At 74.8% G+C, this 14,072-nt stretch carries 17 protein-coding genes; 9 read left to right on the top strand and 8 right to left on the bottom strand.

Annotated elements, in window-relative coordinates; all coding sequences use genetic code 11:
- Window positions 1-99: 99 nt before the first annotated feature.
- Complete coding sequence (locus QWJ41_RS09530; RefSeq protein ID WP_302707635.1) at window positions 100-1,467, top strand: wax ester/triacylglycerol synthase family O-acyltransferase; 1,368 nt, start codon at window positions 100-102, stop codon at window positions 1,465-1,467.
- Between the two features lie 18 nt (window positions 1,468-1,485).
- Here QWJ41_RS09530 and QWJ41_RS09525 read toward each other — a convergent pair whose 3' ends face one another.
- Together QWJ41_RS09525 and QWJ41_RS09520 are read right to left on the bottom strand one after the other, a co-directional pair.
- Window positions 1,486-1,734 (bottom strand): SCO4226 family nickel-binding protein, encoded by a 249-nt coding sequence (locus QWJ41_RS09525; protein WP_302707633.1) that lies wholly within the window; start codon window positions 1,732-1,734, stop codon window positions 1,486-1,488.
- A 102-nt stretch (window positions 1,735-1,836) separates the two neighbouring features.
- A complete protein-coding gene (locus QWJ41_RS09520) occupies window positions 1,837-2,505 on the bottom strand; it encodes an acyltransferase (protein WP_302707631.1) in 669 nt (222 codons plus the stop codon).
- 54 nt (window positions 2,506-2,559) lie between these two features.
- Here QWJ41_RS09520 and QWJ41_RS09515 point away from each other — a divergent pair, with 54 nt between their 5' ends.
- From QWJ41_RS09515 to QWJ41_RS09500, 4 genes are all read left to right on the top strand, one after another.
- Window positions 2,560-3,696: a DNA glycosylase AlkZ-like family protein gene (locus tag QWJ41_RS09515; protein ID WP_302707630.1), complete on the top strand. Its 1,137-nt coding sequence runs from the start codon at window positions 2,560-2,562 to the stop codon at window positions 3,694-3,696.
- 109 nt (window positions 3,697-3,805) lie between these two features.
- Window positions 3,806-5,380 (top strand): serine/threonine-protein kinase, encoded by a 1,575-nt coding sequence (locus QWJ41_RS09510; RefSeq protein ID WP_302707628.1) that lies wholly within the window; start codon window positions 3,806-3,808, stop codon window positions 5,378-5,380.
- Between the two features lie 120 nt (window positions 5,381-5,500).
- Window positions 5,501-5,674 (top strand): hypothetical protein, encoded by a 174-nt coding sequence (locus QWJ41_RS09505; RefSeq protein ID WP_302707627.1) that lies wholly within the window; start codon window positions 5,501-5,503, stop codon window positions 5,672-5,674.
- Between the two features lie 22 nt (window positions 5,675-5,696).
- Window positions 5,697-6,686 (top strand): alpha/beta hydrolase, encoded by a 990-nt coding sequence (locus QWJ41_RS09500; RefSeq protein ID WP_302707625.1) that lies wholly within the window; start codon window positions 5,697-5,699, stop codon window positions 6,684-6,686.
- Here the strand turns inward: QWJ41_RS09500 and QWJ41_RS09495 are convergent.
- On the bottom strand, window positions 6,670-6,993 hold the full coding sequence (locus QWJ41_RS09495; protein ID WP_302707623.1) for a DMT family transporter: 324 nt from the start codon (window positions 6,991-6,993) through the stop codon (window positions 6,670-6,672). The genes QWJ41_RS09500 and QWJ41_RS09495 overlap by 17 nt on opposite strands.
- A gap of 33 nt (window positions 6,994-7,026) precedes the next feature.
- Between QWJ41_RS09495 and QWJ41_RS09490 the strand changes: the two genes are divergently transcribed.
- On the top strand, window positions 7,027-7,584 hold the full coding sequence (locus QWJ41_RS09490; protein ID WP_302707621.1) for a TetR/AcrR family transcriptional regulator: 558 nt from the start codon (window positions 7,027-7,029) through the stop codon (window positions 7,582-7,584).
- A gap of 128 nt (window positions 7,585-7,712) precedes the next feature.
- Complete coding sequence (locus QWJ41_RS09485) at window positions 7,713-8,693, top strand: SGNH/GDSL hydrolase family protein (RefSeq protein WP_302707620.1); 981 nt, start codon at window positions 7,713-7,715, stop codon at window positions 8,691-8,693.
- Window positions 8,694-8,816: 123 nt separating this feature from the next.
- Here QWJ41_RS09485 and QWJ41_RS09480 read toward each other — a convergent pair whose 3' ends face one another.
- Complete coding sequence (locus QWJ41_RS09480; protein ID WP_302707618.1) at window positions 8,817-9,794, bottom strand: hypothetical protein; 978 nt, start codon at window positions 9,792-9,794, stop codon at window positions 8,817-8,819.
- Between the two features lie 219 nt (window positions 9,795-10,013).
- Window positions 10,014-11,519 (bottom strand): AtzH-like domain-containing protein, encoded by a 1,506-nt coding sequence (locus QWJ41_RS09475; protein ID WP_302707616.1) that lies wholly within the window; start codon window positions 11,517-11,519, stop codon window positions 10,014-10,016.
- A 57-nt stretch (window positions 11,520-11,576) separates the two neighbouring features.
- Here QWJ41_RS09475 and QWJ41_RS09470 point away from each other — a divergent pair, with 57 nt between their 5' ends.
- On the top strand, window positions 11,577-11,912 hold the full coding sequence (locus QWJ41_RS09470; RefSeq protein WP_193669048.1) for a YnfA family protein: 336 nt from the start codon (window positions 11,577-11,579) through the stop codon (window positions 11,910-11,912).
- Window positions 11,913-11,918: 6 nt separating this feature from the next.
- Here the strand turns inward: QWJ41_RS09470 and QWJ41_RS09465 are convergent, their stop codons facing one another.
- A complete protein-coding gene (locus QWJ41_RS09465; RefSeq protein WP_302707614.1) occupies window positions 11,919-12,179 on the bottom strand; it encodes a hypothetical protein in 261 nt (86 codons plus the stop codon).
- 62 nt (window positions 12,180-12,241) lie between these two features.
- Between QWJ41_RS09465 and QWJ41_RS09460 the strand changes: the two genes are divergently transcribed.
- The gene (locus QWJ41_RS09460) at window positions 12,242-13,057 is read left to right on the top strand and encodes a thioesterase family protein (protein WP_302707613.1); all 816 of its coding nucleotides are present in this window, start codon (window positions 12,242-12,244) and stop codon (window positions 13,055-13,057) included.
- A 9-nt stretch (window positions 13,058-13,066) separates the two neighbouring features.
- Here QWJ41_RS09460 and QWJ41_RS09455 read toward each other — a convergent pair whose 3' ends face one another.
- Together QWJ41_RS09455 and QWJ41_RS09450 are read right to left on the bottom strand one after the other, a co-directional pair.
- Window positions 13,067-13,711, bottom strand: coding sequence for a hypothetical protein (locus tag QWJ41_RS09455; RefSeq protein WP_302707612.1), 645 nt, complete (start codon window positions 13,709-13,711; stop codon window positions 13,067-13,069).
- On the bottom strand, window positions 13,711-14,001 hold the full coding sequence (locus QWJ41_RS09450) for an SHOCT domain-containing protein (protein ID WP_302707610.1): 291 nt from the start codon (window positions 13,999-14,001) through the stop codon (window positions 13,711-13,713). The genes QWJ41_RS09455 and QWJ41_RS09450 overlap by 1 nt, the downstream gene beginning before the upstream one ends.
- Window positions 14,002-14,072 lie beyond the last annotated feature (71 nt).

Genomic DNA, 14,072 nt, shown 5'->3' with positions numbered 1-14,072 from the left:
GGGGATGAGCCCCGGCCACCGGGATCCACGTAGGTTCGCCGGTGACGTGCCACGCAGCCTTGGGAGGGGCTTGACGATGCTCGACGACAGGACCGCGACATGACCAGGCAGCCCCGGGAGCACCGGGTCGACCCGGTCGACGCGATCTGGCTGGGCATGGACCGGCCGCAGAACCTCATGGTCATCGAGGCGCTGATGTTCCTCGACGGGCCGCTCGACCGCGCCCGCTTCGACCACGTGGTGCGCAGCCGCCTGCTCGACGTCTACCCCGTCTTCTCGCGCCGACCGGTGCCCGGCCGCGGTCGGTTCGGCGCGCGACGGGCCCGCTGGCGCGACGTACCCGACCTCGACCTCGACCAGCACGTGCACGAGGTGCACCTCGACGCCCCCGGCGACGACGCGGCGCTGCAGGCCTACGTCAGCGGCTTCCTCGGTACGCCGCTGCCGCGGGACCGGCCGCTGTGGGACATCCACCTGGTCCAGGGCCTGCGCGAGGGGTCGGCGGTCTACGTGCGGCTGCACCACGCGCTGGCCGACGGCATCGCGCTGACCCAGGTGCTGCTCTCGCTGACCGACGAGACCCCCGAGGCCGACCGCGACGGCACGCACGCCCCGCCGCAGCCGCACCACGCGCTGGCCGACGTGGTGCAGGCCGCGCGCCGCGTGGCGCCGGAGGTGCCCAAGATGCTGCGCCCCGAGCGGGTGCGTCGCGGGCTGCTGGAAGGGCTGCGGATCGGGATCAGCGGGGTCGCGGCGCTGCGCAAGCTGCTGCTGACCTCCAACCCCGATACCGCCCTGTCGGGCGCGGCCGGGGCCCACAAGGCCGCGGTGTGGTCGGAGCCGATCGAGCTCGAGGGCGTCAAGCAGATCGCCCGTGCGACCGGCGCCACCGTCAACGACGTGCTGGTGGCGGCGCTGGCCGGCGCGCTGGAGCAGTACCAGCTCGACCACGACGGCCACGCGGTCGACATCCCGACGATGATCCCGGTCAACCTGCGCCCGATGCACCTGCCGCTGCCGCGCGAGCTCGGCAACCGCTTCGCGCTGGTGCTGCTGATGCTGCCCTCGGGTCGCCTCGACGCGGCCGACCGGCTGGCCGAGACCAAGCGGCGCATGGACGTCATCAAGCGCTCCCCGGAGCCGGTGATCACGTTCGCGCTGATCCAGGGCATCGGGCGGCTCGGGGCGCGGCTGAGCCGGGCGCTGGTGACGTTCTTCGCCGGCAAGGCCGGCGGTGTGACCACCAACGTGCCCGGCCCGCGCGAGGCGCGCTACCTCGCGGGCACCCGGATCGGGAGCCTGCTGGGCTGGGTGCCCGGATCGGGCGAGCAGACCGTCGGCACCTGCATCTTCACCTACGCCGGCACCGTGCGCGTGGGCTTCAAGGTCGACACCCGGGTGGTGCCCGACCCCGACCGGATCCTGGGCGCGTTCCACGCCGAGATCGAGGCGCTGGCCTCGGTCTGAGCGTGGAGGTGCGCGTTTCTAGGCCTGGACCGGCACCTCGAAGACCCGGTCGGCGGGGTGGCCGGCGCGCTCGTGGATGCGGTTGACCGCACCTGCGTCGGGGGCCTCGGACAGGCAGAAGACCGTGCCGGTCTCCGGGTCGGCCCAGGCGTGCTTGAAGGTGACGTTCTCCTCGCCCTGGATGGCCACGTCGGCGGCGTGCGCCTCGGCCAGCGCGTCCTCGGTGATGCCTGACATGCCTGTGTGCATGTCCATGAACTCCGGCATGGGGTGCTCCTCCTGTTGCTCGGGTGTCTCTCGACGATCCTCCTGTTCGTCGTGGTCGGCAACGGAGCGGGAGCGATTACCCGAATCGGGTCAAACCCCAGGTCAACCGCCGCTGAGCGAGGAGCCGAGCACCGGCCGTACGTCGCCGCGTGAGCCCACCCAGCCGACGTCGGGCTCGAGGCGGCGTACGACGCGCGCGGGGTTGCCGGCGACCACGGCGTGGTCCTCGACCACGCCGCGCACCACCGAGCCGGCCGCGACCACGACGTTGCGCCCGATCCGGGCGCCGGGCATCACCATGGCGCCGTGGCCCAGCCAGGAGCCGGGGCCGATCACCACGGGGTCGTGCGTGCCGAACTGGTGGCCGATCGGCACGTCGGGGTCCTGGTAGCCGTGGCTGGCGTCGGTGATGAAGACGCCCTGGCCGCAGAAGACCCCGTCGCCGATCTCGATGGACTCGTGGGCGGTGATCGAGGAGCGCGCGCCGATGGCGCAGCGGTCTCCGATGACCAGGGCCCGCTCGGGGGCGCGCGGGTCGCCGACGCCGTACCCGACCGACAGGGTGACCTGGCGACCGATCAGGGTGTCCTCGCCGATGTGGATCGAGGCGGGGTTGAGGATCGTGGCGGGGGCGAAGCCGATGCTGCTGCCGCGGCCCAGGGAGCCGAAGGCCGCGGCCGAGGTGGTGCCGGGCACGATCTCGCCGAGGCCGTCGAGGTAGCGCCAGGCCGCGTGCAGGCCTCGGTGCAGGAGACCGCTGAGGGGGTTCACGGCCGTGACTGTAGTGGCTGCGCACCGTCCCCGGGGCGCCCTACGCTGCCGGGCATGGCCACCGACTCCTCGCCGCACCGGCTCAGCGCCGAGCAGGCGCGCCGGGTCGCGGTGCGGGCCCAGCTGCTCGACGCGCCGGCGCGCCGCCGCGGCCTCGACGTGCTGGAGGTGGTGCGGGCGCTGACGATGGTGCAGGTCGACCTGACCGCGCGGGTCGCGCCCAGCGCCGAGCTGGTGCTGTGGAGCCGGCTGGGCGGGGGCCTCGACCGCGACGAGCTGCCCGCGCGCTGCGAGGAGCAGCGGCTGGTGGAGATCTCGATGCGCCTCGTCCACCACGACGACGTCGCGCTGCACCGCGCCGAGATGGCCGTCTGGCCCGACCCGGCGCTGCACGACCCCTACGAGCACGCCGCCTGGGAGTGGGTGCTCGACAACGGCGGCTGCCGTGCCGACGTGCTCGAGCGGCTGCGCGCCGACGGGCCGCTGCCGGCGACCGCGCTGCCCGACACCTGCGTGCGGCCGTGGGGCTCCTCGGGCTGGAGCAACGGCAAGAACGTCGACAAGATGCTGCAGGTCCTCGCGGTCCGCGGCGAGGTCGCGGTGGCCGGGCGCGAGGGCCGCACCCGGCTGTGGGACCTCGCCGAGCGCGTCTACGCCGACGACCCGCTGCCGCCGGTCGAGGCGGCGCTGCACGAGCGCGGCGTACGCCGCCTGGCCGCGCTGGGCGTGGCCCGCGCCCGGTCGGCGAAGGTGCCGGGCCCCGACCCCGACCACGTCGGCGAGGTGGGGGAGCCGGCCGTGGTGGAGGGGGTGCGCGGGCGGTGGCGGATCGACCCCGCCCAGCTGGCGGCGCTGGAGGAGCCGTTCGAGCCGCGGGTGGCGCTGCTCTCGCCGCTCGACCGGCTGGTCTTCGACCGCAAGCGGATGGTCGAGCTGTTCGACTTCGACTACCAGCTGGAGATGTACAAGCCCCAGGCCCAGCGGCGCTGGGGCTACTACGCGCTGCCGGTGCTGGTGGGTGACCGGCTGCTGGGCAAGGTCGACGCCACCGCCGACCGGCGCGCCCGGGCGCTGGTGGTGCACGCGGTGCACGAGGACGAGCCGTTCGGGGCCGAGACCCGGGCAGCGGTGCGGGCCGAGATCGAGGACCTGGCAGGGTGGCTCGGGCTCGAGCCGGTGCTCCAGGGGTGAGGCCCGGCGGCGTCGTCACCCGTTCGCTTGCGTGGATGTGCCCCGGAGCGGGTATGCAGGACAGGTCGGGCCCCGGACGGGGCCCGGCGCAGTCGTCGGAGGGGGAGTGATGGCACCGCAGCTGATCGCCGGGCGCTACCGCGTGGAGCGCGAGCTCGGTCGGGGCGGGATGGGCGCGGTGTGGTTGTGCCGCGACGAGATGCTGGGCCGCGAGGTCGCGGTCAAGCAGATCGGCGCGCTGCCCGGCGAGGCGGCCGACCTGGCCCGAGGGCTGCGCGAGGCGCGCAGCTCGGCGGCGCTGCAGCACCCCAACGTCGTCTCGGTCTTCGACGCCGTCGACGAGGGCGAGACCATCTGGCTGGTGATGGAGTACGTGCCCTCGCGCACGCTCTCGCAGCTGGCGCGCGAGGAGGGCCCGCTCGACCCGCGCCGCGCCGCCGCCATCGGCGCGCAGGTCGCCGACGGCCTGGCGCTGGCCCACGAGCGCGGCACCGTGCACCGCGACGTCAAGCCCGGCAACGTCCTGGTGGCCGAGGGCGACCACGCCAAGATCTCCGACTTCGGCATCGCACGCAGCAACACCGCCGACGAGCACCGCACCCAGACCGGGCTGATGACCGGCACCCCCGCCTACTTCTCGCCCGAGCTCGCCCGCGGAGCCGACTCCTCGCCCGCCTCCGACGTGTGGGCGCTGGGGGCGACGCTGTACGCCGCCGTCGAGGGTCGCCAGCCCTACGCGCCGCGCGAGAACGCCATCGCGACCCTGGCCGCGATCGCCCAGGAGAGCCCCGAGCCGCCGCGGCGGGCCGGCGCGCTGGCCGGGGCGATAGGACACATGCTGGACCCCGACCCCGAGGCGCGCTGGTCGATGGCGCAGGTCGCCCGCGAGCTGCACGACGTCGCCGCCGGCGGTGCCGGGGTGCAGGACACCCGCGCCGACGACGACGGCGCCGCGACCCAGGTCTTCCCCGCGCCCGCCGCGGTGGCCGGTGCGGCAGGTGCGGGTGCGGCTGCCGGTGCCGCGTCCGAGCCCGAGACCGAGCCTGGGGCCGAGACCGAGCCCGGGGCCGAGACCCAGCCGGAGCCCGTGCCGGCCCCGGTGCCGGCGCCCGAGCCGGGCCGCGAGCGGCAGCGGCGTACGCCGGCGGGCTGGTGGGTGGCCGCGGTGATCGTGGTGCTCGTGCTGGCCATCGGCGGCCTCGTGCTGCTCTCCATCGGTGACGACGACGGAGCCCCGAGCGCGGAGGACACCACCTCGGCGCCCTCCGGCTCGCCCGAGCCGTCCGAGGAGACCGAGCCCACCGAGGAGACCTCGGAGCCGACCGAGGAGTCGGAGCCCGAGGAGACCGAGCCGACGGAGGAGTCCGAGGAGACCGAGCCGACCCAGGGCGCCAGCGGGGGAGAGGCGGTCGGCCTCGTCGAGGACTACTACGCGGTGCTGCCCGGCGACCGCGACGCCGGCTGGGCGACGCTGAGTCCGTCGCTGCAGCAGCAGATCGGCCGCGACAGCTACGACGGGTTCTGGTCGACCATCTCGACCGTCGACATCGTGGCGATCCAGGACGTGGGCGGCGGCTCCGTCGACGTGACGCTCACCTACGACGGCGGGTCGCGGGAGACCCGGCGCCTCGACGTGGGCCGGGTGGGCGGCGAGCTGCGCATCGTCGGCGACCGGGTGGTCTGAGCCGGGCGCACCATCGCCCGCACCATCGGGGTGAGTCGGCATGAGAGCGCGCCGGTGTGGGTAGGAGACCTGGCAGCACACACCGTCGCCGGCGCTCGCGCCGGCCAGGAGGGAGACACCATGATCGGCAGCATCTTGTCCAAGGTCCTCGGCCGCGGTGGCGGCGCCCGCACGGGCGGCGCCGGCATGGGCGGGGGCGGCATGGGTGGCGGCGCGACCCGCGGTGGTGGCGGCACCGACGCCGCCATCGGCAAGGGCGTGCGCGGCATCCTGAGCCGCTTCACCCGCCGCTGACCGCGACCCCGGAACCACCCGCATGACCGAGCGGCCACCGCTGGGCGTGCGCGCGCTCGACACGCTCTTCCGCGCCACGCCCGCGATGTCGGTCGCCCGGATGAGCGAGCAGAGGTTGCGCCGGGTCCAGGGGGCCACCATCCCCTCCCGCGGCCCGGCCAACCTCCTCCTCGGCCGTCCCCGGCGCGGCGTGCGGATCAGCACCCGCACCTTCCCGGCCTCCCACGGCGACCTGCCGCTGCGCCTCTACGTGCCGCAGCGCGCGACGGCGTCGCCGCGCCCGGTGGTGCTGCACCTGCACGGCGGCGGCTTCGTGCTCGGCAGCGCCCGGCAGGGCGACTGGCTGTGCAGCGCGGTCGCCGACGAGCTCGACGCGGTCGTGGTGGCCGTCGACTACCGCCTGGCCCCCACCCACCGCTTCCCCGCCGCCCTCGAGGACTGCTACGAGGCGCTGCTGTGGACCCATGAGCACGCCGACGCCCTCGGTGCCGACCCCGCGCGCCTGGGGCTGATGGGCGACAGCGCCGGCGGCAACCTGGCGGCCGTGCTGGCGCTGCGCGCGCGGGACGAGGGCGGGCCGCAGGTGCGGCACCAGTCGCTGCTCTACCCCGCGACCGACCTGACCGAGTCGCTGCGCGAGCACGCGTCGTACGTCGGCAACCGCGGGATCGTGCTCAGCAACGACGACCTCGAGATCTTCTACGGCCACTACCTGCCTGAGGGTGTCGACCCGACCGACTGGCGGCTCTCGCCGGTGCTGGCGCGCGACCTGTCTGGGCTCCCGCCGGCCGTGGTGGTGGTGGCCGGGCTGGACCCGCTGCACGACAGCGGGGTGCGCTACGCCGAGGCGCTGGTCGCGGCGGGCACGCCGGCGCGGGTGGAGGAGTTCCACCTGATGCCGCACGGCTTCCTGAGCTTCCCCTACCTCGCCCGCAGCGCCCGGGACGCAGCCGCGGCGGTGGTGGCCGATCAGCGGCAGCACCTGTGCGACGAGGTCAGTGCGCCCCGCTGAGGTTCAGCCCGACCACGCCGACCACGACCATCCCGAGGCAGAGCGCCCGCACCCAGCCGAGTGGCTCGTTGAGGAAGACCACCCCGACGACCGCGACCAGGGCGGTGCCGAGGCCGGCCCAGGCGGCGTACGCGATGGAGACCGGCATGGTGCGCACCACGAGCGACAGCATCCACAGGGCCACGGCGTAGCCGGCGACGACGACGGCGGTCCAGCCGGGCCGGGTGAAGCCGTCGGTGCGCGGCAGGGTGGCCGTCGCGGCGACCTCGACCACGATGGCGGCGGCGAGAAGCAGGGCGGCAGGCACGGCGTCGATTGTAGCGATCGCTACAATACTCGGATGCCACGACGCGAGGAGCTGCTCGACGAGGTCACCGACCACGTCCTCGAGCACGGGTTGATCGGGCTGACGCTGCGCCCGCTCGCCGCCGCGATCGGCACCAGCGACCGGATGCTGATCTACCACTTCGAGAGCCGCGACGCGCTGGTCTCGGCGGTGGTGCTGCGCGTCAACGAGCGCGCCGTGGCGGCGCTCGAGGCGCTGCCGGCGCGGCGCACGGTGCGCGCCGGCGTGCACGGGCTGTGGGAGGCCTTCGCGGCCGCGCCGCTGCGCCCGTTGATCACCTCCTACGTGCAGGCCGCCGCCACCGGCCTGCTCGGCGAGGAGCCCTACCGCAGCGACGTGCAGGCCAGCAACGAGCAGTGGGCCGCGGCGCTGCGCGACTACTTCGTGCGCTGCGGGGCGCCGCCGCGGCGCGCCCGCCGCGTGGTGCGCCTGGTCGACGCCTCCCTGCTGGGTCTGCACGTCGACCTGGCCACCGAGACCTCCGACCAGCTCGCCGGCGTCGTCGACGACCTGGCCCGGGCGGCGCAGGGGCTGGCCGACGCCCCCGCATGAGTCCCCGGCCGGCCGGGGACTCCTGCGCTTGTCAGGGGTTGCACCACCCATCAAGCGCAGGAGAGGGCTGACAAGTCCGGGTGTCGGTGCCGCCGTGACCTCCGTCACCCGTGCCCGTTGAGGAGGTCATGACGACCCGCCCGCTGGCCCTCCTCGGTCTCCTCGCCCCGCTGGTCGGCGCGCTGCTGGTCGCGCCGAGCGCGGGCTCGACCCAGGCCGCGGCCCCGCAGGAGCGCCGCCTGCCCGCCTTCACCGAGTACGTCGCTTTGGGCGACTCGTGGACCGCCGACGTCGTGCTGGTCGACCGCTACGGCCTCCCCGACACCACGCATGCCCCGATCGACTGCGCCCAGTCGAAGGTCAACTACCCCAAGATCGTGGCCGAGGCGCTCGACGTGCCGGTCTTCCGCGACGCCTCGTGCGGGTCGGCCACCACCAGGGACTTCCGGCACCCGCAGGAGGACCTGCCGCTGGGTGGCACCAACGCGCCGCAGTTCGACCGGCTCAGCCCGACCACCGACCTGGTCAGCGTCGGGATCGGCGGCAACGACGCCGGCATCGCCGGAGCCGGGCTCGACTGCCTCAACGTCATCCCCGTTGCGAACCCGGTCTCCGACACCGGCCCCGGCCTGCCCTTCGGCGGCTGCAAGGCCAAGTACACCGCGGGCGGCGAGGACCAGCTGGCGCAGCGGATCCGCGCCTCGGAGATCAAGCTCGTCAAGGCGCTGCGCCAGATCCGTCGTCGAGCGCCGCTGGCGCGGATCCTGGTGATGGACTACCTCGACGTGGTGCCCGACCACGGCTGCTACCCGACGCTGCCGGCCACCGACGAGGACATGGCCTACATCTCCGCCAAGTTCCGCCAGCTCAACAAGATGGTGCACCGCGCCGCCCGCCGCGGCGGAGCCGAGGTGGTCAACACCTACCGCCAGAGTGCTGGGCACGACCTGTGCCAAGCGCCCCAGGTGCGCTGGGCCGAGACCTACGGCCCCTCCGTCAACGACCCCGCCGTCGGGGTGCCCGCCCACCCCAACGCCGCCGGCGCCCGCGCCCAGGCGGCGTACCTGCTGGAGCACCTGCGCGAGACCGACCCCGACGTCTCCCGCTGAGCCCCCCGGCCGGGGGTGGGGCCTGCATGAGTCCCCGGCCGGCCGGGGGCTCATGCACTGGTCAGGGGTTGCACCACCCCACAAGCGACGGAGAAGGCCGACAAGAGGAGCGGCGCACGCCGCTCAGGCGCTGAGCGAGGGCGGCGCGAGGACCTGGGCGATGCGCTGCGCTGTGGCCTGGGCGCGCTCGAGGTCGGGCCAGTCCACGCGGATGCCGCGCCAGCCGGTGGCCTCGCAGACCTCCTGCTCGCGCCTCTTCTCGCGCAGCACGACCTCGGTGATGCTCTCGCCGGGCTTCAGCAGCTTGGTGTACTTGATCTTGCCGTCGAACTCCATGAAGACGCCGAGCTCGGGCCAGGCGAAGTCGACGCGCGCGATCAGCCGGCCGTGCCGGTCGCGGACCTCGTACTGCGGGATCGGCAGCGGCAGCCCGTGGACCCAGCACAGGTGGAACAGGCGGCTCTCGCCCACCGACTCCAGGCGCGCGTCGCACAGCCGCAGCACGATGTTGGCGGTCAGCGTGCCGGGCCAGTGGTCCATCGGCGCGTCGAGCCCGTCGTCGAGGGCGAGGTATCGAGCCTCGAGCGCCTCACGGGTGGTCAGCTTGCGGTGCAGGAGGTCGTTGACGACGCACAGCGCGGCCTCGGTCCGCCCGGTGGTGGTGACCTCGATCGCCAGCCGGGTCGGCGACGAGACGATCACCCCGCCCCGGCTGATCGTGTCTCCCGGCAACAACCGGCCGCGGTGCTGCTGGACGCCGGCCTCGCGGCGTCCGGCCTTGCGGTCGCGCCGGGTCACGTGCACGGCGTCCAGGTCGAAGCCCCAGGTCGGGGCGCCCCAGAACGGCAGCGCCGAGACGTGCGAGATGACCAGCTCGGTGCCGGCCTGGGCCACCACCGCCCGGGCGCGCAGCCCGTTGCGGCCGCCCTCGTCGAGCGCGTCGTACGCCGCCTTGGTGGCGTAGGCGCCCCAGCGGACCTTGGCCAGGTCGCCCCGTGCCAGGGCGCGGGAGATCCCGCGGTCGCTCCAGCCGGCGTCGATCAGGTGCTTGCGCAGGTGGATGGGGGTGAGCAGGGGGTCCAGTGGCGTGATGTCGTCCATGCCGCAGAGTTGCCCGCCCAGCGGGTCGCCCGGAGTGCTCGCGCGGGCGTTGTGGATGGCCGCGCGGTGGGCGACGGCTGTGGACTGGAGGTGGCGCGGCGCTCCGGGATGCCGGCGCGGACTTGTCGGCCTTCTCCTGCGCTTGATGGGTGTTGCAACCCCTGACAAGCGCAGGAGTCCCCGGCTGGCCGGGGACTCCTGCAGCCGGCCGGGGCCCGGTCAGGCGAGGGAGGCGGCGAGGGCGAGCAGGTCGCGGTCGCGGCCGGGGGCGGCGGTCAGGCTGACGCCGCAGGGCAGGCCGGCGGCTGTGCGCAGCGGGAGGCTGACGGCCGGCAGGCCCGCCAGCGGGGCCAGGCAGGTCAGCGCGAGCGTGGGCTCGCGCAGGGCGGCCAGGTCGCTGCCGAGCAGCGGGGCCACCGACGGGGTGGTCGGGGCCACCAGCACCCGGTCGCCGACGAGCTCGCGCAGGCGGGCGCGCGCCGCGTGCACCACGCCCTGGGCCCGCTCGGCGGTGCGCTCGTCGATGCTCGAGGCGTGCTCGAAGCGGGCCCGGCCCTCGGCGCCGAGCACGTCGATGCGGTCACGCAGCCATCCGCCACGCACCTGCCACGCCTCCCAGGACTGCTGGGTGATGAAGGCGCGGCGCCACTCGGCGAGCTCGCCCAGCGACCAGCTCTCACGCACCACGAGCCCCTGGGTGGCCACCCAGGCCTCGACCGCCTCGCGCACGTCGGGCTCGGCGAGGTCGAGCAGCTCGGGCACCAGCACCAGCTCGGAGCTGCCGCGCGCGGTGCTGTCGGGCAGCAGCACGTCGCCGACCAGGGCGAGCAGGTCGGCGTCGCGGGTCAGCCAGCCGACGGTGTCGAAGCTGGGCGCCAGCGCCAGCACCCCGTGGGTGCCGATCGCGCCGTGCGTGGTGCGCACGCCGTACAGGCCCTGGTAGGCCGCCGGCACCCGCACCGACCCGCCGGTGTCGGTGCCGAGCCCGATGGTGGCGTGGCCGAGCGAGACCGCGCTGGCCGGGCCCGACGACGAGCCGCCGGGCACCCGGTACGGCGCCCGCGGGTTGGGCGGGGCGCCGTAGTGCGGGTTGGTGCCGAAGAGCGACCAGGCCATCTCGTCGGTGCGCGCGATGCCGCGCAGGTCGGCGCCGGCCTCGACCAGCCCGAGCACGGCCTTGGCGTCGCCCCGCTCGATCGGCGCGGCGGCCTCCCAGGCGGGGTTGCCGCCGCCGACGGGGTGGCCGGCCACGGCGTAGACGTCCTTGACCGCGACGCTCTCGCCCGACAGCGGGCCGCCGGGGGTGCCGGGCACCAGCGGGTCGCCGACCACGCGCCACACGCGGGTGTCGAGGGCGGGGGCGGGCTCGGAGGTGTGCGCGGCGGTGACGACCCAGCCGGCGTCGGTGCGCGCCCACAGCTGCGTCTGCTGCCCGCGCCCGCCCGACTCGTGCTCGGTCAGCGCCACCACCAGCGCGTGGTCGGGGTCGGTGACCTGCACGTGGGTCTGCACCAGGCGCCGCGGGCCGGGGGCGGCGGCGTACGCTGTGATCGCGTCGCTGCCGACCAGGAGCCCGCGCGGGTCGCCGGCCAGGGTGCTCGAGCCGGGGGCGACGAAGCGCGCCAGCGCTGCGGTGTCCCGCTCGGCGACGGCGCGTTCGTAGGCACGGAAGGCCTCCACCAGGCCGTCGGGCACGGGCAGGGCGGGGCCGGAAGATGCTGTCATCGCTGCTGCTCCACGGCGCCGAGTCTGCCCTGCCGGGCGGGCTGCGAGACTGCAGGCGTGCCCGTCGTCGCCTCGCTGCTGTTGTTCGTGCTGGCCGCCCTCGCCGAGATCGGGGGCGCCTGGCTGGTCTGGCAGGGGGTGCGCGAGGACCGCGGCTGGCTGTGGATCGGCGCCGGCGTGGTCGCGCTGGGCCTGTACGGCTTCGTGGCCACGCTGCAGCCCGACGCCAACTTCGGGCGCATCCTGGCGGCGTACGGCGGGGTCTTCGTGGCCGGCTCGCTCGCCTGGGGGATGGTCGTCGACGGCTTCAGGCCCGACCGGTACGACGTCACCGGCGCGCTGGTCTGCCTGGTCGGCGTCGCGGTGATCATGTACTCCCCGCGGGCGGGCTGACCCGGCTCAGTCCTCGCCGTCCCCGTCGTGCCCGGTGTCGTCACCGGTGCCCGAGACCCGCTCCTGCGGGGCGTGCAGGTCGACGTCGGAGGCGGGGTCGGTGGCGTTGAGCTGCTCGTCGGGGTCCTTGTCGAGCCGCTCGGCGGCGTCGGCCTGCGAGATGCCCTCCTCGTCGGGCACGCCCTCGGTGTGGAGCGGCTGGTCGTCGCGGCCGTGCAGGGTGCCCATGTCGTCCTCCGTGGGTCGGGTGCGGGTGGTGCCCGTCACCCTGCCCGTCCGCGGGCCGACCGGCTTCACCCGCGGGGAGGCGGGGTCGGTACTTTCTGCCCATGACGATGCAGGCCGAGTTCGACGTCGACACCACCGTGACCCCCGCGGGCGAGGGCCGGTACGCCGCCCAGCTCGCCCCGGGCTGGAAGGTCGGGGGCGGCCTCAACGGCGGCTACCAGCTGGCCGTGCTCGGCACCGCGATCAGCACCCACCTGGCCGACAAGCCCGACCCGGTGGCGGTCAGCGCCTACTTCCTCTCCGCCGCCGAGGCCGGTCCGGCCACCATCGACGTCGAGGTCAAGCGGGCCGGTGGCCGGATGTCGACGGTCGCGGCCGAGCTCAAGCAGGACGACGCGACCCGGCTCAGCGTGCTGGCCACCTACTCCGACCTCGACCGCTTCGACGGCGACGTGCGCACCACCGCGACCGAGCCCGACCTGCCGCCGCTCGAGGAGTGCGTGGGGCGCGCCGACGTGCCGTCGTACGTGCTGGAGATGGCGCCGCTGATGTCGCGCTTCGACATGCGCTTCCCGCGCGAGCAGGCGGGCTGGACGACGGGGGAGCCGAGCGGGGTGGGGCGCTTCCAGGCGTGGTTCCGCCTCGAGGGCGAGCGCGAGCCCGACCCGCTCTCGCTGCTGCTGGTGCTCGACGCGCTGCCGCCGGTGACCTTCGACCTGGGGCTGATGGGCTGGGCGCCGACGATCGAGCTCTCCGCCCACGTGCGCGCCAAGCCGGCGCCGGGCTGGCTCAAGGTGCAGCACCACACCCGCAACCTGGCCGGCGGGATGTTCGAGGAGGACTGCGAGGTGTGGGACTCCACCGGGCGCCTGGTCGCCCAGTCGCGCCAGCTCGCGCTGGCGCCCCGGGCGGACTGACGAGGCGGTCTACGGCCCTTCGGACATCTCCTCGAAGTCACCGTGCCAGCCGTGGTACCAGACGGCCCCGCTGACGTCGTGCACCGACAGCATCCCCTCGATGCGGCCGTCCCGCAAAGTGTGCAGGGTGTAGTAGCCGGGGAAGGCCTCCGCGTCCTCGACCGTGAGCCCGTCGCGGTCGTCCGCCCACTGCTGAGCGATGTCCTGAGCCTGCTCGGGCCCCAGCCGGTCGGACGAGCCGGACCGGGTCATCATCCCGTACCTCGTGTTCCACATCCTGGCGGGCCCGAACTCGAGCTGCGTCGCTCCTGAGGCCGGGTCGACCAGCACCTCGGTGGCCTTGGTCCCGTCGGGCTCCTCGAGCTCGGCGTAGTAGTTCTCGGTGAAGCGCATGACCTCGCCCACCACCAACCCCGGAGCCAGCCGCTCGGCGAACTCCTCCGCTCGTCGACGGGCCTCGCCCAGGCCGTCCACCGGCTCACCGTCCCCGGCCAGCCATCCCGCCCCCGGGTCTGCGCCCATCATCGGCATCCCCGCTCCGGTCCACCGGCCGGTCCCGCGGCCGCAGCCGTCGTCGGCGAGCAGGAAGATGCCGGAGACGAGCATCGCGAGCAGCGCGGCGACGGGCACCCACGGCCTGCTCGCGGTGGGCATCAGCGGGGTCCGTCGTGGGGAGCCCGCGACGAGCGCAGCGCGGCCCGCATCGACTGGTAGGTGTCCTCGTCGATCTCCCCGGCGGCGAAGCGCCGGTCCACGATGTCCTCGGGGCTCTCCGGGGCCGTGTCGCCGCGTCCGCGCTCCTCCGAGGTGCGCGAGCCCGCGGCCCCCCAGCCGGCACCGGCGCGGGTGACGGCCCAGATGACGAGGGCGAGGAGGCTGACCCAGAAGACGGTCATGGCGATCCAGCCGCCGGCACCGAACCCGCCGCACCCGAAGTCCATCATCGGCTTCCTCCTCCGTCGGGACCTGTCGTCGGTCCCATGCTCGCGCGCGCCCGGGTCGTGGGCCCAGGGAC

Origin of the sequence: Nocardioides cremeus, from assembly GCF_030518195.1 — a bacterium.
GTDB classification, from domain to species: domain Bacteria; phylum Actinomycetota; class Actinomycetes; order Propionibacteriales; family Nocardioidaceae; genus Nocardioides; species Nocardioides cremeus.
This window is presented reverse-complemented; position numbering and strand designations above follow the sequence as displayed.